19 protein-coding genes are annotated in these 19,927 nt (G+C 61.4%); 14 read left to right on the plus strand and 5 right to left on the minus strand.

Annotation, left to right across the window (positions count from 1 at the left end; translation table 11 throughout):
- Positions 1-143 precede the first annotated feature (143 nt).
- From CAF90_RS28005 to CAF90_RS28020, 4 genes are all read left to right on the plus strand, one after another.
- A complete protein-coding gene (locus CAF90_RS28005; protein WP_011332648.1) occupies positions 144-698 on the plus strand; it encodes a hypothetical protein in 555 nt (184 codons plus the stop codon).
- Between the two features lie 33 nt (positions 699-731).
- Positions 732-2,009, plus strand: a complete 1,278-nt coding sequence (locus CAF90_RS28010; RefSeq protein WP_064593712.1) for a flavohemoglobin expression-modulating QEGLA motif protein — start codon at positions 732-734, stop codon at positions 2,007-2,009.
- Between the two features lie 152 nt (positions 2,010-2,161).
- Complete coding sequence (locus CAF90_RS28015; protein WP_085609171.1) at positions 2,162-3,076, plus strand: alpha/beta hydrolase; 915 nt, start codon at positions 2,162-2,164, stop codon at positions 3,074-3,076.
- Positions 3,073-3,402: a hypothetical protein gene (locus tag CAF90_RS28020; protein WP_085609172.1), complete on the plus strand. Its 330-nt coding sequence runs from the start codon at positions 3,073-3,075 to the stop codon at positions 3,400-3,402. Before CAF90_RS28015 ends, CAF90_RS28020 begins: the two co-directional genes overlap by 4 nt.
- Positions 3,403-3,469: 67 nt before the next feature.
- Here CAF90_RS28020 and CAF90_RS28025 read toward each other — a convergent pair whose 3' ends face one another.
- The 3 genes from CAF90_RS28025 to CAF90_RS28035 all read right to left on the minus strand — a co-directional run bounded on the left by CAF90_RS28025 (position 3,470) and on the right by CAF90_RS28035 (position 5,435).
- Complete coding sequence (locus CAF90_RS28025) at positions 3,470-4,264, minus strand: OmpA family protein (RefSeq protein ID WP_085609173.1); 795 nt, start codon at positions 4,262-4,264, stop codon at positions 3,470-3,472.
- 55 nt (positions 4,265-4,319) lie between these two features.
- The gene (locus CAF90_RS28030) at positions 4,320-4,724 is read right to left on the minus strand and encodes a DUF4398 domain-containing protein (protein WP_007954708.1); all 405 of its coding nucleotides are present in this window, start codon (positions 4,722-4,724) and stop codon (positions 4,320-4,322) included.
- 366 nt (positions 4,725-5,090) lie between these two features.
- Positions 5,091-5,435, minus strand: a complete 345-nt coding sequence (locus CAF90_RS28035; RefSeq protein ID WP_011332654.1) for a hypothetical protein — start codon at positions 5,433-5,435, stop codon at positions 5,091-5,093.
- 214 nt (positions 5,436-5,649) lie between these two features.
- Between CAF90_RS28035 and ppc the strand changes: the two genes are divergently transcribed.
- From ppc to CAF90_RS28070, 7 genes are all read left to right on the plus strand, one after another.
- On the plus strand, positions 5,650-8,280 hold the full coding sequence (ppc, locus tag CAF90_RS28040; RefSeq protein WP_085609180.1) for a phosphoenolpyruvate carboxylase: 2,631 nt from the start codon (positions 5,650-5,652) through the stop codon (positions 8,278-8,280).
- A gap of 288 nt (positions 8,281-8,568) precedes the next feature.
- Positions 8,569-9,219, plus strand: coding sequence for an adenylate kinase (gene adk / locus CAF90_RS28045; protein ID WP_085609174.1), 651 nt, complete (start codon positions 8,569-8,571; stop codon positions 9,217-9,219).
- Positions 9,220-9,313: 94 nt separating this feature from the next.
- The gene (gene tsaB / locus CAF90_RS28050; RefSeq protein WP_007954718.1) at positions 9,314-9,988 is read left to right on the plus strand and encodes a tRNA (adenosine(37)-N6)-threonylcarbamoyltransferase complex dimerization subunit type 1 TsaB; all 675 of its coding nucleotides are present in this window, start codon (positions 9,314-9,316) and stop codon (positions 9,986-9,988) included.
- A gap of 255 nt (positions 9,989-10,243) precedes the next feature.
- Positions 10,244-10,552: a hypothetical protein gene (locus tag CAF90_RS28055; protein ID WP_007954720.1), complete on the plus strand. Its 309-nt coding sequence runs from the start codon at positions 10,244-10,246 to the stop codon at positions 10,550-10,552.
- The gene (locus CAF90_RS28060) at positions 10,552-11,412 is read left to right on the plus strand and encodes a DUF72 domain-containing protein (protein ID WP_085609175.1); all 861 of its coding nucleotides are present in this window, start codon (positions 10,552-10,554) and stop codon (positions 11,410-11,412) included. Before CAF90_RS28055 ends, CAF90_RS28060 begins: the two co-directional genes overlap by 1 nt.
- Positions 11,413-11,444: 32 nt before the next feature.
- On the plus strand, positions 11,445-12,281 hold the full coding sequence (locus tag CAF90_RS28065; RefSeq protein WP_085609176.1) for an oxaloacetate decarboxylase: 837 nt from the start codon (positions 11,445-11,447) through the stop codon (positions 12,279-12,281).
- A 2-nt stretch (positions 12,282-12,283) separates the two neighbouring features.
- The gene (locus tag CAF90_RS28070; protein ID WP_085609177.1) at positions 12,284-12,976 is read left to right on the plus strand and encodes an extensin family protein; all 693 of its coding nucleotides are present in this window, start codon (positions 12,284-12,286) and stop codon (positions 12,974-12,976) included.
- A gap of 4 nt (positions 12,977-12,980) precedes the next feature.
- On the opposite strand, the gene CAF90_RS28075 is transcribed toward CAF90_RS28070, so the two are convergent.
- Positions 12,981-13,595, minus strand: coding sequence for a hypothetical protein (locus tag CAF90_RS28075; protein ID WP_007954734.1), 615 nt, complete (start codon positions 13,593-13,595; stop codon positions 12,981-12,983).
- A 93-nt stretch (positions 13,596-13,688) separates the two neighbouring features.
- Between CAF90_RS28075 and CAF90_RS28080 the strand changes: the two genes are divergently transcribed.
- On the plus strand, positions 13,689-14,471 hold the full coding sequence (locus CAF90_RS28080) for a class I SAM-dependent methyltransferase (protein WP_007954738.1): 783 nt from the start codon (positions 13,689-13,691) through the stop codon (positions 14,469-14,471).
- 45 nt (positions 14,472-14,516) lie between these two features.
- Here the strand turns inward: CAF90_RS28080 and CAF90_RS28085 are convergent, their stop codons facing one another.
- Complete coding sequence (locus CAF90_RS28085; RefSeq protein ID WP_085609178.1) at positions 14,517-15,152, minus strand: TetR/AcrR family transcriptional regulator; 636 nt, start codon at positions 15,150-15,152, stop codon at positions 14,517-14,519.
- Between the two features lie 94 nt (positions 15,153-15,246).
- Here CAF90_RS28085 and CAF90_RS28090 point away from each other — a divergent pair, with 94 nt between their 5' ends.
- Together CAF90_RS28090 and CAF90_RS28095 are read left to right on the plus strand one after the other, a co-directional pair.
- Entirely contained in the window at positions 15,247-16,347 is a 1,101-nt protein-coding gene (locus CAF90_RS28090) for an efflux RND transporter periplasmic adaptor subunit (RefSeq protein ID WP_007954740.1), read from the plus strand.
- Positions 16,348-16,353: 6 nt separating this feature from the next.
- A complete protein-coding gene (locus tag CAF90_RS28095) occupies positions 16,354-19,422 on the plus strand; it encodes an efflux RND transporter permease subunit (RefSeq protein WP_007954741.1) in 3,069 nt (1,022 codons plus the stop codon).
- Positions 19,423-19,927: the final 505 nt, after the last annotated feature.

Raw genomic sequence — 19,927 nt, forward strand, 5'->3', positions numbered from 1 at the left:
CTCGACCCTGATCGTTCCCACGCTCCGCGTGCGAATGCCGCCATGGACGCTCCGCGTCCACTGTGACGCAGAGCGTCACTGTATGCATTCCCACGCGGAGCGTAGGAACGATCAGAAGAAACGGGTGTTCAAGGGAGTGTCGAATGAAAGCCTGGCGTGGCGTGCTGATCGCCTTGTCGTTCCTGCTGCTCAGCGGTTGTCTGGTGACCTTCCGCGAGCCGCTGCCCGCCAGTGAACCGGCGCCCAAGGGCCTGCTCGGCAAATGGTCGAGCACCAATGCCTGGGGCGAGCCGATGAATCTGGAGCTGACGCGCCTGGGCAACGATCGCTATCAGGCGGTTGCGTACTTCAAAGCCAAACCCCGCGAGCGTGAAGCCTATCCGTTCACAGTGTCGCGCCACGGCAACCGCTGGTACCTGTCGGCGAAGGTGCCGGCGCAATACGGCGGGCACTTCACCATTGCCGGTTTCGAGATCACCGACAAGCGCGAACTGGTGATCTACAACCTCGACCTCGAACAGATCAACCAGGCCATCGCCCAGAAGACCCTCGACGGCCAAGGCTTCCAGACCGATGACGGCGAGGGCGTGCAGGTCGACAGCCCGCTTGAAAAGGTCTTTGCTTACCTCGACGACCCGGCCAATTCCGACGTTTTCGTCGAAGCGGCGCGCTATCAGCATCAGGCCAAGGCCAAATAATTCAGTTCGTCACGTTTTCTACAGGAGTTTCGGGTGGACGATTACCAGCAGACGATACGCATTCTGTCCGATCGCATAGTGCTGGCGCAGACGCCGATCCGCGTGCTCGACGCGGTCAAGTGGGACGAGAACATCCGCAAGGGTTTCCTCAAGGCCAAGGGCAAGGAATTGCCGGCGGTGGATCGCGACTACTACCTCAACCGGCCGCTGTCCTTCGATTCGAGCAAGGTCAAACTGGAATTCCAGAACATCGAGCGCGACATCACCCGTCAGCTCGGCCAGTTCAATCCGGTCGGCCAGATCATGCGTCGCATGTGCAAGGAATACCGGATGGTGGTGCGCATGCTCGAAGCGCGCGGCACCGAGGATTTCGGCCTGATTTCCCAGGAACTGTACGGCGCCGCGTCCGACGCGTTCCACGCCGGTGACCCGACCCTGGCCGACCTTGGCCTAATGATGTCCGACTACCTGAACAACATCGACGGCCGTGGCGACCTGAAGGACGAACCGAAGATCCTCACCGCCAAGGACGCCGTGCACCTGCTGCAAACTCGCCTGAACAAGGTGTTCGGCGAGGCCGAGGAAACCATTCGCGTGTTCGAGTCCGACGGCATCGTCGCCGACGCGGCGGCGGGCGCCGACTACATCAAGATTCGCACCGACGCGATGTTCAACGACCGCGACGTGCGCGCGCTGGAAGTCCACGAAGGCCTGGTGCACGTCGGCACAACGCTCAACGGTTTGAACCAGCCGATCTGCACCTTCCTGTCCAAGGGCCCGCCCTCGTCGACGGTGACGCAGGAAGGTCTGGCGATCCTGATGGAAATCATCACCTTCGCCTCCTACCCGAGCCGATTGCGCAAACTGACTAACCGCACCCGCGCCATTCATATGGTCGAGGAGGGCGCGGACTTCCTGCAGATCTTCGAGTTCTTCCGCGAGCAGGGTTTCGAGATGGCGGAAAGCTACGGCAACGCCAGTCGGGTTTTCCGTGGATCGACGCCGACCGGTCTGCCATTCACCAAAGACTTGTCCTACCTCAAGGGCTTCATCATGGTTTACAACTACATTCAGTTGGCCGTGCGCAAGGGCAAGCTCGAACAGATCCCGTTGCTGTTCTGCGGCAAGACCACGCTTGAGGACATGCGAACCCTGCGTCAGCTGGTGGACGAAGGCCTGGTGGTGCCGCCCAAGTACCTGCCGGATCAGTTCCGCGACATGAACGCGTTGTCGGCGTGGATGTGCTTCTCCAACTTCCTCAATCACCTGAGCCTGGACCGGATCGAGGCGGATTACTCGAATATCCTGTAACCACACCGATCACCGTTGATCGTTCCCACGCTCTGCGTGGGAATGCCGCCATGGACGCTCCGCGTCCACTGTGACGCGGAGCGTCACGGGATGCATTCCCACGCAGAGCGTGGGAACGATCTAAACCCGAATCTTTCGCGAGGTTTCACCGGATGAGAATCCTCGGCATCCTTTGCCTGCTCCTGACCCTCGGCGGTTGCAGCTCCTTGCTGTTCTATCCCGAGCCCGGTCAGATCTTCACCCCGGAAAAGGCCAAACTCGAATACCGCACCGTCACCCTGACCACCGCGGACGGCCTCAAGCTGAACACCTGGTGGCTGCCGGCCAAGCCCGGGGTCGAGGTCAAGGGCACGGTGCTGCATCTGCACGGCAACGGCGGCAATCTGCCGATGCACCTGGGCGGAAGCTGGTGGCTGCCGAAAAACGGCTATCAAGTGCTGCTGGTGGACTATCGCGGTTACGGCTTGTCCGAGGGCGAACCGAGCCTGCCGGCGATCTATCAGGACATCGATGCCGCCTTCGCCTGGCTGGACAAGGCGCCTGAGGTCAAAGGCAAACCGCTGATCCTGCTCGGCCAGAGCTTGGGTGGTGCCATGGCCGTGCATTGGCTGGTGCAACATCCGGAAAGACAAAAACAGCTCAAGGCCCTGGTGCTCGACGGTGTGCCTGCCAGTTACCGCAGCGTCGGCCAATACGCCCTCAGCACTTCGTGGCTGACCTGGCCGTTTCAGGTGCCGCTGTCGTGGCTGGTGCCGGATGGCGACAGTGCGATCAACGCGATGCCGCAGCTCAACGGCGTGCCGAAACTGATCTTCCACAGCCTTGACGATCCTCTGGTGCCCCTTTCCAACGGCATCCGTCTGTATCAAGCTGCGCCGCCACCGCGCGTGCTGCAACTGACTCGCGGCGGCCATGTGCAGACCTTCGGCGATCCGGTCTGGCGTCAGGTGATGCTGCGCTACCTTGACGATCCCGAACACTTCAACGGCCTGCGCCGCCTCGGCGAGATCCCGAATTATCCGACACCCCCGAATTCTGAAGACGAACCACCAGAGAGTCCGCAATGAGTGAAGAACGTAACGCCATCCCGCTGATCATCACCGGCATCTGCAGCATCCTCGGCACCGTCGGCGCCCTGTGGTACTACGGCTACCTGCACTTCGCCAAACCCGAGGATGCGTTGCTGCTCAACGAATTCACCATGCTCAAGACCATTCCCGGCGAAGACTACAAAGTCTCCCTGACCCCGGCGCCGCAAGTGGCGCAGTGCATCGATGGCGTGCTGGTGCTGTTCGACACCGAACAGAAAGGCCTGACCGGGGTGCTGGTCAACAGCCAGAAAAAGGCCGTGCGCTGCATGGGCCAGGAGACGCCGCAGAAGCTCGAAGAGTAAATCTGCGTCAGACAAAAAAGCCCCGCCTGATCACTCAGGCGGGGCTTTTCATTTACAGCTCAGCGAATCAGTGCGTGGTCGAGCTCACGGCCGAACGCGGTACCACTGGCTGGTTGTCGTTGGAAATGGTCACTTCCACCCGACGGTTCATGGCACGGCCCGAGACGGAGGTGTTATCCGCTACCGGGTATTCCTTGCCGTAACCCTGGGCAACGATGCGCGACGGATCGACGCCCATCTTGATCAGTGCAACCTGCACCGAAGTCGCGCGACGCTCGGACAGCGACTGGTTGTAGTTCGCGGTGCCGGTGCTGTCGGTGTAGCCCTCGACGATCACTTTGCGATCAGGGTTTTCCTGGAGGAACTGCGCCAGTTTGTTGATGTTCACCAGACCGCTGGATTTCAGGTCGGCCTTGTTGGTGGCGAACAGCACGTCACCGAAGGTCACCAAAGTACCGCGATCGGTCTGCTTGGCGTTGAGGCTGTCCTGCAGCTGCTTGATCTGCTGATCGCGAGCGTCCAGACGGGCCTGGGCACGTTGGGCGGCGGCGTTCTTCAGATTGGCTTCAGCGGTACGCAGGGCGATGGTCTGCTTGGCCACTTCCACGCGCTGGTTGGTCAGATAGGCCAGTTGGTCGACCTTGTGCTGGTCTTCCTTGTCCAGATAAGCCTTGTCGGCCTTGTCCAGGTAATCACTGGCATCCTTGGTTTCCAGCGCTGCCACTTTGCTGGCCTGCGGGTTGGCCTGCAGGCCGGCGTAGTTGGTGCGCGCCTGTTCCAGGTTCGGGTTCGGCGGCGTCGAGCAGGCAGCCAAGGCAACGCTTGCGGCCAGGAGAGCGGGGATCATCAGTTGTTTACGCATAATCGTTCGTCCTTTCTATCGATAAGAGTTTCAGCCTTGCGGTCGGGATGCGCGCTTACTGCACGGTGCGCTGACTTTCCTGACGCAGTTCCTGAACACCTTTCTGGGAATCCTTCACCGCTTGTTCGGCTTTCATCGCCTGAGCCTTGCGTTCAGCGACGCGGGCGTCCCACTCGGCCTGTTCGGACAATGTGCGAGCCTCGTCATACTTCTTGTCGTGCATGGCGATTTCGGCTTGTTTGAGTTTGTCCTGCGCCTGCTTCATTTCCACGGCGGCGAATTCGGTACCGCCGGCGCTCACCGCACTGTTGACCGCCGATTGAGTCACGGCGTACTGCTCGGTCGGTGGATTGCCGGCGCAACCGGCCAGCACGAAGCTGGTGCCGATGGCGAGAGCGGCCAGTTTCAGACCGCGCAGGTGGGAAAACGAGGTTTGGGTCTTCATGGTCTTCAACTCCATTGGTTAACTCCTTGAGAGCTTCGAAATCCATCCTGGTAGCGGAGCCGCAACCGTCATGTGCAAGTGCGTTTTGAAACGCTCGTTCCAGGCGTGGTTACCTGTTCCGACCGAAGGCATTTTTCAAAAGTTCAGAAAAGATGGCTCATCGCCAAAAAATATTCTGACCAATTGGACAAGACTCTAAACCGGGAACTTTGACGGGGGAGAGTGGTACGCGCGGGGTGATAAAGCGTGCGTTTTTTGAGTCTGAACACAGTCAATGTGGGAGCGAGCTTGCTCGCGATAGCGATGGATCAGTCACCACTACAGTGCCTGACATACCGCTTTCGCGAGCAAGCTCGCTCCCACGTTTCGATTTTTGTTGTGTCAGTGTTTCTGCTTGCCGGCAGCAGCCGACAAGTCGTGCAGATGACGCCGCGACAATGCGAGAAAACGCGGGGTCGGGCCGACATCTTCATACAACGGATCGCCTTCCTCGTCGGTGGCGACCACGGTCGAACCTTTCACATACGGCAGGCTCGCTTCGAACTCTTCGAGGGCGGCGCCGATCAACTCACCGAGCAGCTCTTCGGCGTGGCGTTTGGGGTACATCTCGGCGATCGCCGCCAGCCGTGCGGCAGCTTCCACATCCAGATGAATCGTGTAGCCGGTATCGGTCAGGCGACCCTTGGCGGTTTCTTCCCAATGCTGGGCGAGTTCACGGATTTTCATAAAAACCTCATGTCGCACCTGCTCATGGCAGGTCTTGGTGAGTGTCCGGCGTCAGCCGGCGGCAAGCCGTTGTGCGGCTTACTGTTGAGACTAGCTTCAACCCTCAAGGTTTAAAGTCCCTTCGTCGTCTGCTTGTAAGAAGCGTCCCAGAGCGGCACTCTCTGTTCATCCACTCACTTGCGATCCGTCACCGATTACTGCTGGAGAGATGCTGATGACCGATATTGATGCACGCTTGCGCGAAGACGTTCACCTGCTCGGTGAGCTGTTGGGCAACACCATCCGTGACCAGTACGGCGAGGCGTTTCTCGACAAGATCGAGCAGATTCGCAAGGGCGCCAAGGCCGACCGGCGCGGCTCGATGGACGCCGAACTCAGCGCCAGCCTCAATCAATTGAGCGAAGACGAACTGCTGCCGGTGGCGCGGGCCTTCAACCAGTTTCTCAATCTGGCGAACATCGCCGAGCAGTACCAGCTCATCCACCGCCGGGAAGAGACCCAGGCCGCGCCGTTCGAATCCCGCGTGCTGCCGGAACTGCTCGCCCGCCTGCGCAACGAAGGGCACAGCGCCGAATCCCTGGCCCGGCAATTGGCGCGGCTGGAAATCGAACTGGTACTGACCGCGCACCCGACCGAAGTAGCCCGCCGCACACTGATCCAGAAGTACGACGCGATTGCCGCGCAACTGGCAGCCCAGGATCATCGCGACTTGACCACGGCCGAACGCGAGCAGATCCAAAACACCCTGCAACGTTTGATCGCCGAAGCCTGGCACACCGAAGAAATCCGCCGCACCCGGCCGACTCCGGTGGACGAAGCCAAGTGGGGTTTTGCGGTGATCGAACACTCGCTGTGGCAGGCGATTCCCAATCATATGCGCAAGGCCGATCAGGCGCTGTTTGCGGCCACCGGTTTGCGCTTGCCACTGGAAGCTGCGCCGATCCGCTTCGCTTCGTGGATGGGCGGCGACCGTGACGGCAACCCGAATGTGACAGCTGCCGTGACCCGCGAAGTGCTGTTGCTGGCGCGCTGGATGGCGGCGGATCTGTACCTGCGTGACGTCGATCACCTGGCGGCCGAACTGTCGATGCAGCAGGCCAGCGAAGCGCTCAAGGCTCGGGCCGGCGACAGTGCCGAGCCGTATCGTGCGGTGCTCAAGCAATTGCGCGAACGCCTGCGCGCCACGCGTAACTGGGCCCATGCGTCGCTGACCGCTACTACGCCGGCCCCGGCGGATGTGCTGCACAACAATCGCGACCTGCTCGATCCGCTGGAGCTGTGTTTCAACTCGCTGCATGAATGCGGCATGGGCGTGATCGCCGATGGGCCGTTGCTCGATTGCCTGCGTCGGGCCGTGACGTTCGGGCTGTTCCTGGTGCGCCTTGATGTGCGTCAGGATTCGTCCCGCCACAGCGCGGCCATGACCGAAATCACCGATTACCTCGGCCTCGGCAAGTACGAAGAGTGGGACGAAGAACAGCGCATCAGCTTCCTGACCCGCGAACTGCAAAACCGTCGGCCATTGCTGCCGGCGCATTTCAAACCCTCGGCCGACACCGCCGAAGTGCTCGCCACCTGCAAGGAAATCGCCGCCGCGCCGGGCGCTTCGTTGGGCTCCTACGTGATCTCGATGGCCGGCGCCGCTTCCGATGTGCTGGCGGTGCAATTGCTGCTCAAGGAGTCTGGCGTCCTGCGGCCGATGCGCGTGGTGCCGCTGTTCGAAACTCTCGCCGACCTCGACAACGCAGGACCTGTGATCGAACGTCTGTTGCTGCTGCCGGGTTACCGCGCGCGGCTGCAAGGCCCGCAGGAAGTGATGATCGGCTATTCCGACTCGGCCAAGGACGCCGGCACCACTGCGGCGGCCTGGGCGCAATACCGGGCGCAGGAGCGGCTGGTGGAAATCTGCCGCGAGCAGCAAGTCGAACTGCTGCTGTTCCACGGTCGCGGTGGCACCGTGGGCCGTGGCGGCGGCCCGGCGCACGCGGCGATTCTGTCGCAGCCGCCGGGGTCGGTGGCCGGACGTTTCCGCACCACCGAGCAGGGGGAAATGATTCGATTCAAATTCGGCCTGCCGGACATCGCTGAACAAAACCTCAATCTGTATCTGGCTGCCGTGCTCGAAGCGACCCTGTTGCCACCGCCGCCACCGACGCCTGAATGGCGGCATCTGATGGATGAACTGGCCGCCGACGGTGTCGCCGCTTACCGTGCGGTGGTGCGGGAAAATCCGCAGTTCGTCGAGTATTTCCGCCAGTCGACGCCGGAGCAGGAGTTGGGCCGCTTGCCATTGGGCAGCCGTCCGGCCAAGCGCCGTGCGGGGGGCATCGAGAGCCTGCGGGCGATTCCGTGGATCTTCGGCTGGACCCAGACTCGCCTGATGCTGCCAGCCTGGCTTGGTTGGGAAACCGCGTTGAGCAAGGCGTTGGAGCGCGGCGAAGGCGAATTGCTCGGGCAGATGCGGGAGCAGTGGCCGTTCTTCCGCACCCGTATTGACATGCTGGAGATGGTGCTGGCCAAGGCCGACGCCGACATTGCGCTGTCCTACGACGAGCGTCTGGTGGAGTCGGACTTGCTGCCTTTGGGTGCGCACTTACGCGACCTATTGTCGCAGGCCTGTTCCGTTGTCCTCGGCCTGACCGGTCAGTCGCAGCTACTGGCACATAGCCCAGACACCCTGGAATTCATCCGCCTGCGCAACACCTACCTCGACCCGCTGCATCTATTGCAGGCCGAGTTGCTGGCGCGTTCACGGCAGCAGAATGTCGAGCAGGGCAGCCCGGTGGAACAGGCGTTGCTGGTGTCTGTGGCGGGGATTGCCGCCGGTTTGCGAAATACCGGCTAAGGTTTTCTGCGTGGGGCGGGGCACCCCGGGCGAACCTCGGGTGCCGTTTATTGGCCGTGGGAAAAATGCGGTCAGGCGACAGTTAATGATGGGGTTGCGACTTGGGGAACCGCGTCGCAAGGTCGCGGCGGGCGCCGGTTTCTCCGACTTTTGGCGTCTTGTGTGGGCGCAGCCTGCTGTGTATCTTGATCAGCCTTTGGCCGTTTGGGCGGCCACGACCCGTTTTATGAGATTGGCCCCACGAGGCGAATCCGTTGTTTTTTATATAAAAAATTGAGGAGCACATCGATGCGCGTCATTCTGCTGGGAGCTCCCGGGGCCGGTAAAGGTACTCAGGCTAAGTTCATCACCGAGAAATTCGGCATTCCGCAAATCTCCACCGGCGACATGCTGCGTGCTGCGGTCAAGGCCGGCACCGAGCTGGGCATCAAGGCCAAGAGCATCATGGATGCCGGCGGCCTGGTGTCGGATGACCTGATCATCGCGCTGGTCAAGGACCGTATCGCTCAGGCTGACTGCGCCAACGGTTTCCTGTTCGATGGCTTCCCGCGCACCATTCCTCAGGCTGAAGCGCTGGTGACTGCCGGTGTCGAGCTGGACGCCGTGGTCGAAATCGCCGTTGAAGACGAAGAAATCGTTCAGCGTATCGCCGGTCGTCGCGTTCACGAGGCCAGCGGCCGCGTTTACCACATCGTCTACAACCCGCCGAAACTGGCCGGCAAAGACGACATCACCGGCGAAGAGCTGGTACAGCGCAAGGACGACACCGAAGAAACCGTGCGTCATCGCCTGTCGGTCTACCATTCGCAGACCAAGCCGCTGGTGGAGTTCTACCAGAACCTGTCCGCAAAAAACGGTGGCAAGCCGAAGTACAGCCATATCCCTGGCGTCGGTTCGGTTGAAGCGATCACCGCCAAGGTGCTTGAAGCGCTGAGCTGAAAAACCTGATCCGCTGCATCATCCACGGCCCGCTTGCGGGCCGTAGTTGTTTATACTGGCGCACTTTTTCCCCACCTGATTTACGGACACATCGATGAGCACCTTGCTGGCCCTGGACACCGCGACTGAAGCTTGCTCCGTTGCCTTGCTGCATGACGGCAAGGTCACGAGCCATTACGAGGTGATCCCGCGCCTGCATGCGCAGAAACTGCTGCCGATGATCCAGCAACTGCTGGCCGACGCCGGCACCACCCTGCAAGCGGTGGACGCCATCGCTTTCGGCCGTGGCCCGGGCGCTTTCACCGGCGTGCGGATTGCCATCGGCGTGGTGCAAGGCCTGGCCTTTGCGCTGGATCGCCCAGTGTTGCCGGTGTCGAACCTGGCCGTGCTGGCGCAACGGGCTTATCGCGAGCATGGCGTGAGCCAGGTCGCGGCTGCCATCGATGCGCGGATGGATGAGGTGTATTGGGGCTGCTACCGCGAGACGGCCGGGGAGATGCGTCTGGTCGGCGCCGAGGCGGTGCTGCCGCCGGAAGTCGCCGCATTGCCGGACGATGCTTCGGGTGACTGGTTCGGTGCCGGCACTGGCTGGGGTTATGGCGAACGCATCGCTGTAAACCTGAGCGGGTCCGATGCCGGCATGCTGCCCCATGCCGAAGACCTGCTGACCCTCGCGCGATTTGCCTGGGAGCGTGGCGAAGCGATTCCGGCAGACGATGCCCAGCCGGTTTACCTGCGTGACAAAGTGGCCACCCCGAAAGCCCGCTGATCCATGTGAGATCCTGTGGGAGCGAGCTTGCTCGCGAATGCGGTGGGTCAGTCACCATCAATGGTGACCATATCCATGTTTTCGCGAGCAAGCTCGCTCCCACAAGTTCAGTGATTGCCTCAACAAAGCCAATCGTCCGTTTCTAACCCCGCGCTTTAAACCTTTTGTCTTTTATGTGTTCTAGTTATCACTCGGCGATTTGCTAAGTCGGTCAGGTGCCGCTAAATTGCCATCATCGATACCGAGCATGACTTTATGCGTATAGACGGCGTTTCCACTCATTCCTACCCCATCAAGCGCAAGCCTCGCAAAGGCAATCCGGCGCTCGATGAGTCCGTCGACGATATCGACGGCGAGCTGGAATTCCCGACCGAAGAGCAACTGGCTGCCCGTGCCGCCAAAGCCACCGCGCAACGCCTGAGCAATCTGCCCGCCCGCCAACAAGACATGATTTATCACCGCGCGATGAAGAAAAGCGTGGCCATGGCCCTGGCCAGCTACCTGAGCACCGCCGGTTTTGTCGATTGGGATGCAGACGTGCTGGGCCTCGATCTGTACATCTGATGGATCTGCCTTACTACCTCGGTTGCCCGTCCTGGAGCGAAAACGCCTGGCGCGAGTATCTGTATCCGGTAGACGCCAAGACCTCGGATTTCCTCGGACTCTATTCCCAAGTATTCAATGCTGTTGAAGGCAACACGACCTTCTACGCCAGCCCGTCGCCGGCCACCGTGCAGCGCTGGGCCGAGGTGATGCCGGAGCACTTTCGCTTCACCGCCAAGTTTCCCGGTGACATCAGCCACAGCGGCGACTTGCGCGATCAGCTGACTGCCGCCGAAACTTTCCTCCAGTTACTCAAGCCGCTCGGTGAGCGCGTTTCGCCAATGTGGCTGCAACTGTCGAAAAGCTTCACGCCGCACCGCTTGCCGGAGCTTGCCGCGTTCATCGATGCGCTGGATTGTCCGCTGGCGGTGGAAGTGCGCCACGAACAGTTTTTCGCCAAGGGTGAGAGTGAGCGTCTGCTCAACCGGCTATTGCTGGATCGTGGCGTGGAGCGCATCTGTCTCGATCCGCGCGCCTTGTTCAGTTGCCTGTCGACCGAGTCGTCGGTGATCCACGCCCAATCGAAAAAGCCCCGCGTACCGACGCGTCCGGCAGCGTTCACTCAATTCCCGCAGGTGCGCTTCATCGGCCATCCGGAGCTTGAGGCCAACGATCCGTTCCTGGTGCCGTGGGTGGCGAAAATCGCCGAGTGGATCGAAGAGGGCCGCACGCCGTACATCTTCCTGCACACCGCCGACAACCTCCTCGCGGCGAAGCTGGCGCAACGTTTTCACGCACAACTGATGCAACGTTTGCCTGGCCTGCGACCCTTGCCTGAGCTATACAGAGAACCCGCCGCCGAGCAACTTGGCCTGCTCTGAGGCGGATTTCTTTCCTGCCCAGGAGCCTGCCGATGGACGCTCAAGCCCGTCAACAACAAGCCCGTAAAGCCGAAACCTTCAAAGCCCTGCACGAACGCCCCGGGATTTTCGTGATTCCCAATCCGTGGGATGCCGGTTCCGCGAAGATGCTCGCCAGTCTCGGCTATCAGGCGCTGGCGACCACCAGCGCCGGTTATGCGTTCTCCCAGGGCAAGCCCGATGGCGGCCTGAGTCTCGACGATACGCTGGCCAATGTCCGGGCGATTGTTGCGGCCACCGATCTGCCGGTGGCGGTGGATCTGGAAAACGGCTTCGCCGACGCCCCGGCCGAATCGGCGCAAAGTCTGATCCGCGCAGCCGAGGCGGGCGCCGTGGGTGGTTCGATCGAAGATGCCACCGGCCGGGAAGACTCGCCGATCTACTGCTTCGAACACGCGGTGGCGCGGATCGAAGCCGCTGTCGCTGCGGTGCGCACCTTGCCGTTTCCCTTCATGCTGACGGCCCGTGCGGAAAACTACCTGCACGGCAATCCCGATATCAACGACACCATCCGCCGCTTGCAGGCCTTTGCCGAAGCCGGCGCCGACGTGCTGTACGCGCCGGGCCTGCGCACCGCCGAAGAAGTTCTGGCGGTGGTGCGCGCGGTGGCGCCGAAACCGGTCAATGTGTTGATGTCCGGCGGCTTGAAACTGACCGTGCAGCAGCTCGAAGAAATGGGCGTGAAGCGGATCAGCACCGGTTCGGCGCTGGCACTGGCGGCGTTCGGCGAGTTTTTCCGCGCGGCTGAAGAAATCCAGCAGTCCGGCGCGTTCACCTTTACCTCTCGTTCGATGCCGTACGCCAAGGCCAATCAATTCTTCAAGGGATGAGCATGGGGCGCTGGCTGCTGTTGGCAGGACTGCTGATCATCGGTGGCAGCCTGATTGGCGTCTGGCGCGGTTGGCTCGATGTGCCGCCGCAGTGGAACCCGTGGGCGCCGCTGGACGTGCAGGCGATGCCCAACTGGCTCACGGGCTACAAGTTGATGCGCCTGCGCAGCGATCCGGCCTTGTGTGAGCAGGCATTGGGTAGCTCCGGCCTGCGGGTTTCGCCACAGGCCGACAGCCCCGATGCCAAATGCCCGTTGATCGGCGCCTTGCGCGTGCAGGGTGGCGGGGTGGGGCTCAGCAGCAGCTTTCTCGCCAGTTGCCCGTTGGCCGTGGCGTTTGCGATGTTCGAGCACCACACGCTGCAACCGGCGGCGCAGCAGGCCTACGGACAGTCAGTGGCGCGGGTCGATCACCTCGGCAGCTTCGCCTGCCGCAACGTCTACAACCGTGAGAGCGGCGCGCTCAGCCGCCATGCCAGTGCCGATGCGCTGGACATCGCCGGCTTCCGCCTGGCGGATGGTCGTGCGATCAGCGTGCTCAAGGACTGGCCGAAGCAAAATCAGGACGCGCAGTTTCTACGTCAGGTGCGCGATGGCGCCTGCGAGGCGTTCAGTGTGGTGTTGAGTCCGGACTACAACACAGCCCATCGCAATCACTTTCATGTCGATGTCGGGCGCTGGAGCGTGTGTCGCTGAGGGATCAGGCGGCGATGCGCAGGTTCTGCTGAACGATTGGGCGCACCCAGCCGTTATCGAAGTCCAGGGCTTTCTGCTGCTCGACGATTTCTTCCGGCGGGAATGGCGGGTAAGGCTGCAGCAGGTCCAGGTCGAACTCGGCAATCGGCAGGTACAGCGGTTTTTTCTGCGGGGCAGGGCCCGGTTCCGGAATCGGCTGGCCGTTGTTGATCACGACAGGACGAACCCAGCTGCTGTCGAAATCCTGCTGCTTTTGCTGAGTCTTGATTTCTTCTGCCGGGAACGGAGGGTACGGCTCGGCCAGTGTCATGTCGATTTCGGCGATCGGCAGGAACAGCGGCTCCGGCGGACGCACCTCGGTTTCAACCACATCGCATTCACGCTGGCTGACGATGTGCGCGTGCAGTTCGCTGCCGACGGTCGGTTCTTCAGGGCTTTGCAGATCGACCGGCGGGAAAGTGCCGCAGGCCGGCACCACATCACTCGATTGTTCGGCCAGTGCCTGGGCAAAGAAATCCTGCCACAGGTGGCTGACGCCGCCCAATGCTTGAGTGTTATGACGGCTGAAGTCGCCTGTGGGCGAAATGTAGCCAATCGATGTGGGAAGAATGCCTGACATTTTTTTCGGTTGACGCTCAGCTCTGGCAAAATGCGCGTTGATTGGGTTATCGGCGGTTTTTGCCGATCCTTAACTTTTTTGAGCGTGTTTTCCATGATTGAGCAACCCGCGGCCTGCCGCATCCATGTCGAGGCCCTCGGCCCGACGTTCGAAGCGCAGGCCGAGCAGTGGGCGCAGCGCCTGAACCTGCCGTTGCAGGTGGCTGACGGCGAGTTCGCCCTGCAGGTCGGCGAGCAGGGTTTGCAGCTGCAACAACTGGGGCCGGATGCGCCGGGCCCGGTGCGGGTCGACTTCGTCGAGGGTGGCGCGGCCCATCGCCGGTTGTACGGCGGTGGCAGCGGGCAGATGATCGCCAAGGCGGTCGGCATCGCCCAAGGCGTGCGTCCACGGGTGCTGGATGCGACGGCGGGGCTCGGGAAAGATGCGTTCGTGCTGGCCAGTCTTGGTTGCGAGATGAGCCTGATCGAGCGCCAGCCATTGATCGGCGCCTTGCTGGAGGATGGTCTGGCCCGCGCGGCGGAAGACTTCGATGTGGCGCCGATCGTGGCGCGGATGAAATTGCTCAAGGGCAACTCCATCGAGGTGATGCGCAATTGGGAGGGCGAGCCGCCGCAGGTGATCTACCTCGACCCAATGTTCCCGCATCGTGAGAAAACCGCGCTAGTGAAGAAGGAAATGCGCCTGTTCCGCCCGCTGGTAGGCGATGATCCGGATGCACCGGCCTTGCTGGAAGCGGCCTTGGCACTGGCCACGCACCGGGTGGTGGTCAAGCGTCCGCGCAAGGCACCGTGCATCGAAGGGCCGAAACCGAGTCACGCGCTGGATGGCAAATCCAGTCGCTATGACATCTATCCGAAGAAAGCGCTCAAGGCTTGAGCCGTCGCATAAGAAAATCCCACGCATGGCGTGGGATTTTTGTTTTCAGGGTCGAAAGGCCCGCATGAACAGCCCGACCACTTCCTGCACATGACTTTCCGCCGCCTCGTCGGTCAGCGGTTCACCGCAGCCGTACAACAGGCGGAAATTCCCCGCGCCCTTGATCAGGCAAAAGAAGTGCTCGGCGGCGTTGTGCGGGTTATCGATGCTCAGCACGCCGGTTTCGTGAATCCGCCGCAGCAACCGTTCCATCCCCTGCACCATGCGCTGCGGGCCGGCCTCGAAGAAGATCAGCGACAGCTTCGGATCCTGACTGCCCAGCGCCATGATCAAACGATGCAGGTTCACCGATTCATCGCTGTTGATCAGGTGGTGAAACCCTCGCGCAATGTTCAGCAACACATTTTCCACCGCGATGCCGTCCGGCAATTCGAAGAACAGCGGCGGCAATTGCTCCTCGCATTTGGCCACCACGGCGGCGGAGAACAGCGTCTCCTTGTCGTTGAAATGGCTGTAGACCGTCAGCTTCGACACCCCGGCCTCGGCGGCCACCGCGTCCATGCTGGTGTTGGCATAGCCATGACTCAGGAACAGGATTTTCGCCGCCTCGAGAATCGCCTGGCGTTTGGCCGGATCCTTCGGTCGGCCCGGGCCGTTTGGAGTGGAAAGATTGTTCGACATTCTTCGCTTTTAATACTGGACTGGTGAGTTTGCTATTAATAACATACCGGCCAGTATAATTATTCCAAGCCTCCTTAGCGAAAGGTCCTTCACCATGTTCCGCCATGCGTTGTCCTTTGCGGTGCCAGTCAGTCTGGCGTTTTTATTGTCGGCATGTGGCAAGGAAGAGGTGACGCAAGTCAGCGTGCGACCGGCCATGGTGGTGCAGCCAGAGCCTTCGGCGCAGGCGATGGAAAGTTATCCGGGCGAGGTTCGCGCCCGCTACGAACCCGATCTGGCGTTCCGCATCGGCGGCAAAGTCAGCCGACGACTGGTCGAGGAAGGCCAGCGCGTGAAAGCCGATCAACCACTCGCCGAACTCGATCCGCAGGATGTACGCCTGCAACTGGAAGCCACCCGGGCCCAGGTCGCGGCCGCCGAAGCCAACCTGAACCTGGTGCGCGCCGAACGTGATCGCTACAAGACCCTGATGGAGCGGCAGATGGTCAGCCGCTCGGCCTACGACAATGCCGAGAACCTCTACCGCTCAGGCGAAGCCCGCCTCAAACAGATCAAAGCCGAATTCAACGTCTCGACCAATCAGGCCAGTTACGCCGTGCTGCGTGCACCCCAGGATGGCGTGGTGGCCAAGCGTTCGGTGGAAGTCGGGCAAGTGGTCGCCGCCGGGCAAACCGTTTTCACCCTCGCCACTGACGGCGAACGGGAAGTGCTGATCAGCCTGCCGGAGCAGAGTTTCGGCCGCTTCAAGGTCGGTCAGCCGGTCTCGGTGGAGCTGTGGACGCAACAGAACCAGCGCTTCGCCGGGCAGATCCGCGAGCTGTCGCCGGCCGCCGATCCGAAATCCCGCACCTTCGCCGCACGCATTTCATTCACCTCCGGCAAGGTCCCGGCAGAACTGGGCCAGAGCGCGCGGGTCTTCGTGCAGACCGCAGATGTCATCCCGCTGTCGGTGCCGCTCTCGGCGCTGACGGCCGAAAACGGCGCGACTTACGTCTGGGTCGTCAGCGCCAACAACACGTTGAAAAAGACCCCGGTGCGCACCGGCCCGTTCGGTGAGAAAACCGTGCCGGTGCTCGAAGGCCTGAACGCCAGCGACTGGGTGGTCGCCGCCGGCGTTCACGTGCTGCTGGAAGGGCAGCAGGTGCGTCCGGTGGATCGCTCCAACCGCGTGGTCAATCTGGCGGACAAGGAGTAATCCCCGATGGGTTTCAATCTTTCCGCCTGGGCGCTGCGCAATCGCCAGATCGTACTGTTCCTGATGCTTTTGCTGGCGATCGTCGGCGCCTTGTCCTACACCAAGCTCGGCCAGAGTGAAGACCCGCCGTTCACCTTCAAGGCGATGGTCATCCAGACCCGCTGGCCGGGCGCCACGGCGCAGGAAGTCTCGCGTCAGGTCACCGAGCGCATTGAAAAGAAGCTGATGGAAACCGGCGAGTACGAGCGGATTGTTTCGTTCTCGCGCCCCGGTGAATCCCAGGTCACGTTCATCGCCCGCGACTCCATGCATTCGGTGGAGATTCCGGATCTCTGGTATCAGGTGCGCAAGAAAGTCAGCGACATTCGCCAGACCCTGCCGCCGGGGATTCAGGGACCGTTTTTCAACGATGAGTTCGGCACCACATTCGGCAATATCTATGCGCTGACCGGTGACGGCTTCGACTACGCGGTGCTCAAGGATTACGCCGACCGCATCCAGATCCAGCTGCAACGGGTCAAGGATGTGGGCAAGGTCGACCTGCTCGGTTTGCAGGACGAGAAGATCTGGGTCGAGTTGTCCAACGTCAAACTCGCCACCCTCGGCTTGCCGCTGGCAGCAGTGCAGCAGGCGCTGGAAGAACAGAACGCGGTGTCCACCGCCGGCTTCTTCGAAACCGGCAGCGAGCGATTGCAGCTACGGGTCTCGGGGAATTTTCAGACGGTCGACGAGATCAAGAACTTCCCGATCCGGGTCGGTGATCGTACGTTCCGCATCTCCGATGTCGCTGACGTGCGGCGCGGTTTCAACGATCCTCCGGCGCCGCGCATGCGCTTCATGGGCGAAGACGCCATCGGTCTTGCGGTGGCAATGAAGGACGGCGGCGACATTCTGGTGCTGGGCAAGGCTCTGGAAATCGAGTTCGCCCGGATTCAGAAAAACCTGCCGGCCGGCATGCAGTTGCGCAAGGTCTCCGACCAGCCCGCCGCCGTGAAAACCGGTGTCGGTGAGTTCGTCCAAGTGCTGGTCGAAGCGTTGGCCATCGTATTGCTGGTGAGCTTCTTCTCCCTCGGCGTGCGCACCGGCATGGTGGTGGCGCTGACCATTCCATTGGTGCTGGCGATGACATTCGCCTGCATGTATTACCTCGGCATCGGCCTGCACAAGATTTCCCTCGGTGCGCTGGTGCTGGCGCTGGGCTTGCTGGTGGACGACGCGATCATCGCCGTGGAAATGATGGCGATCAAAATGGAGCAGGGTTTCGACCGGATCAAGGCCGCCAGTTACGCCTGGACCAGCACCGCGTTCCCGATGCTCACCGGTACGCTGATCACTGCGGCAGGCTTTCTGCCGATTGCCACGGCGCAGTCCGGCACCGGCGAATACACCCGCTCGATCTTCCAGGTGGTGACCATCGCCTTGCTCGCATCCTGGGTGGCGGCCGTGGTGTTCGTGCCGTATCTGGGGGAAAAGCTCCTGCCGGATCTGGCGAAAATTCATGCAGCCAAACACGGTACGGCTGACGGCCAGACCGATCCCTATGGCACGCCGTTCTACCAACGTGTGCGGCGTCTGGTGGAGTGGTGCGTACGTCGGCGCAAAACTGTGATCGTGCTCACCGTGCTGCTGTTCGTGGCGTCGGTGGCGTTGTTCCGGTTTGTGCCGCAGCAGTTCTTCCCGGCCTCCGGGCGACTGGAATTGATGGTCGATCTGAAGCTTGCCGAAGGCGCCTCGCTGGCCAATACCACGGGCGAAGTCAAACGCCTGGAAGCGATGCTCAAGGATCACGCCGGCATCGACAACTATGTCGCTTACGTCGGCACCGGTTCGCCACGTTTCTACCTGCCGTTGGATCAACAACTGCCGGCGGCGAGCTTCGCCCAGTTCGTCGTGTTGGCGAAAACCATCGAGGAGCGCGAAGCGCTGCGCACGTGGCTGATCGACACGTTGAACGAGCAGTTCCCGTCCCTGCGCTCGCGGGTCACGCGCCTGGAAAACGGCCCGCCGGTCGGTTACCCGGTGCAGTTCCGCGTCACCGGCGAGCACATCGAGGAAGTCCGTGCACTGGCCCGGAAAGTCGCAGCCAAAGTGCGCGAGAACCCGCATGTGGTGAACGTGCATCTGGACTGGGAAGAGCCGAGCAAGGTGGTGTACCTGAACATCGATCAGGATCGCGCCCGAGCGTTGGGTGTGAGCACGGCGAATCTGGCGAAATTCCTCCAGAGTTCGCTGACCGGTTCCAGCGTCAGCCAGTACCGCGAGGATAACGAACTGATCGAAATCCTCCTGCGCGGCACCGTGCACGAGCGCACCGAACTGTCGTTGCTGCCGAGTCTGGCGGTGCCCACCGACAACGGTCGCAGCGTCGCGCTGTCGCAGATTGCCACGCTGGAATATGGCTTCGAGGAAGGCATCATCTGGCACCGCAATCGCCTGCCGAACGTGACCGTGCGCGCGGACATCTATGGCAAGGAGCAACCGGCGACGCTGGTGAAGCAGATCATGCCGACGCTTGATCCGATCCGCGCCGAATTGCCGGACGGCTATCTGCTGGATGTCGGCGGTACGGTGGAAGATTCGGAGCGTGGGCAGAAGTCGGTGAACGCCGGGGTGCCGATGTTCATTGTCGTGGTACTGACGTTGCTGATGGTGCAGTTGCGCAGTTTTTCGCGCACGGCGATGGTGTTTCTGACGGCGCCTTTGGGGTTGATCGGGGTGACGCTGTTTCTGCTGGTGTTCCGTCAGCCGTTCGGGTTTGTGGCGATGCTCGGGACGATCGCGCTGTCGGGGATGATCATGCGTAACTCGGTGATTCTGGTGGATCAGATCGAGCAGGATATCGCGGCGGGGCTCAGGCCCTGGCAGGCGATTATCGAGGCGACCGTGCGGCGGTTCCGGCCGATTGTGTTGACGGCTTTGGCGGCGGTGTTGGCGATGATTCCGCTTTCACGCAGTGTGTTTTTCGGGCCGATGGCGGTGGCGATTATGGGGGGGTTGATTGTGGCTACTGCTTTGACGCTTTTGTTTTTGCCGGCGTTGTATGCGGCTTGGTTCAGGGTTCGCAAGGAGGCTTGAGGTTCTTTGAGCGTGGCGGCCTTTGGGCCGGCCATGCTCTTGGGGTTTTGGGTGAATATCCATTTCTGCGGGTGTTGCGGCTGGCGGTTTCGCCCTTACGGCGAGTCCCTTTTTCAAACGCCAAAAAGGAACCAAAAGGCTGGGCCCCGGCGTTCGGCCCCTCGCTGGGGCTCGGGGTTCCTTCGCTCCGGGATTCATCCGGGGGCATCGCCTCCGGTTTGCTTCGCTGCACCTCCTCTCGATGTGTTCGACTTCGTCGAACGGCGCTGCGCGCCTACCCCCGGATAAATCCCTCCACTCAGCCTGCCGATGGGGCCGGCACGTCAAAAGCGGTACTCGAGCTAACGCTCATCGTGTTGAGTGGTTAGAAGCGAAGCGCATTGGAGTGCAGGGTTTTGCGCTTTTCTGTGGGAGATTCTATGTTGCAGGGGAACCCTGCAACCTTAAATTGGGTTGGTATTCGCTCTGATTTTTCATAAGGGCGAATGCCACCCGGCAAAGCTTA

The sequence above is a fragment of the Pseudomonas sp. B37(2017) genome (genome assembly GCF_002112885.1).
In the GTDB taxonomy this organism is placed as follows: domain Bacteria; phylum Pseudomonadota; class Gammaproteobacteria; order Pseudomonadales; family Pseudomonadaceae; genus Aquipseudomonas; species Aquipseudomonas paraglycinae.

Bases quoted from the DNA above. Each gene is read 5' to 3' on its own strand.
- CAF90_RS28005 (WP_011332648.1), top strand. From the start codon at position 144: ATGAAAGCCTGGCGTGGCGTGCTGATCGCCTTGTCGTTCCTGCTGCTC.
- CAF90_RS28015 (WP_085609171.1), top strand. From the start codon at position 2,162: ATGAGAATCCTCGGCATCCTTTGCCTGCTCCTGACCCTCGGCGGTTGC.
- CAF90_RS28020 (WP_085609172.1), top strand. From the start codon at position 3,073: ATGAGTGAAGAACGTAACGCCATCCCGCTGATCATCACCGGCATCTGC.
- CAF90_RS28025 (WP_085609173.1), bottom strand. From the start codon at position 4,264: ATGCGTAAACAACTGATGATCCCCGCTCTCCTGGCCGCAAGCGTTGCC.
- CAF90_RS28030 (WP_007954708.1), bottom strand. From the start codon at position 4,724: ATGGAGTTGAAGACCATGAAGACCCAAACCTCGTTTTCCCACCTGCGC.
- CAF90_RS28035 (WP_011332654.1), bottom strand. From the start codon at position 5,435: ATGAAAATCCGTGAACTCGCCCAGCATTGGGAAGAAACCGCCAAGGGT.
- ppc (WP_085609180.1), top strand. From the start codon at position 5,650: ATGACCGATATTGATGCACGCTTGCGCGAAGACGTTCACCTGCTCGGT.
- adk (WP_085609174.1), top strand. From the start codon at position 8,569: ATGCGCGTCATTCTGCTGGGAGCTCCCGGGGCCGGTAAAGGTACTCAG.
- tsaB (WP_007954718.1), top strand. From the start codon at position 9,314: ATGAGCACCTTGCTGGCCCTGGACACCGCGACTGAAGCTTGCTCCGTT.
- CAF90_RS28055 (WP_007954720.1), top strand. From the start codon at position 10,244: ATGCGTATAGACGGCGTTTCCACTCATTCCTACCCCATCAAGCGCAAG.
- CAF90_RS28060 (WP_085609175.1), top strand. From the start codon at position 10,552: ATGGATCTGCCTTACTACCTCGGTTGCCCGTCCTGGAGCGAAAACGCC.
- CAF90_RS28065 (WP_085609176.1), top strand. From the start codon at position 11,445: ATGGACGCTCAAGCCCGTCAACAACAAGCCCGTAAAGCCGAAACCTTC.
- CAF90_RS28070 (WP_085609177.1), top strand. From the start codon at position 12,284: ATGGGGCGCTGGCTGCTGTTGGCAGGACTGCTGATCATCGGTGGCAGC.
- CAF90_RS28075 (WP_007954734.1), bottom strand. From the start codon at position 13,595: ATGTCAGGCATTCTTCCCACATCGATTGGCTACATTTCGCCCACAGGC.
- CAF90_RS28080 (WP_007954738.1), top strand. From the start codon at position 13,689: ATGATTGAGCAACCCGCGGCCTGCCGCATCCATGTCGAGGCCCTCGGC.
- CAF90_RS28085 (WP_085609178.1), bottom strand. From the start codon at position 15,152: ATGTCGAACAATCTTTCCACTCCAAACGGCCCGGGCCGACCGAAGGAT.
- CAF90_RS28090 (WP_007954740.1), top strand. From the start codon at position 15,247: ATGTTCCGCCATGCGTTGTCCTTTGCGGTGCCAGTCAGTCTGGCGTTT.
- CAF90_RS28095 (WP_007954741.1), top strand. From the start codon at position 16,354: ATGGGTTTCAATCTTTCCGCCTGGGCGCTGCGCAATCGCCAGATCGTA.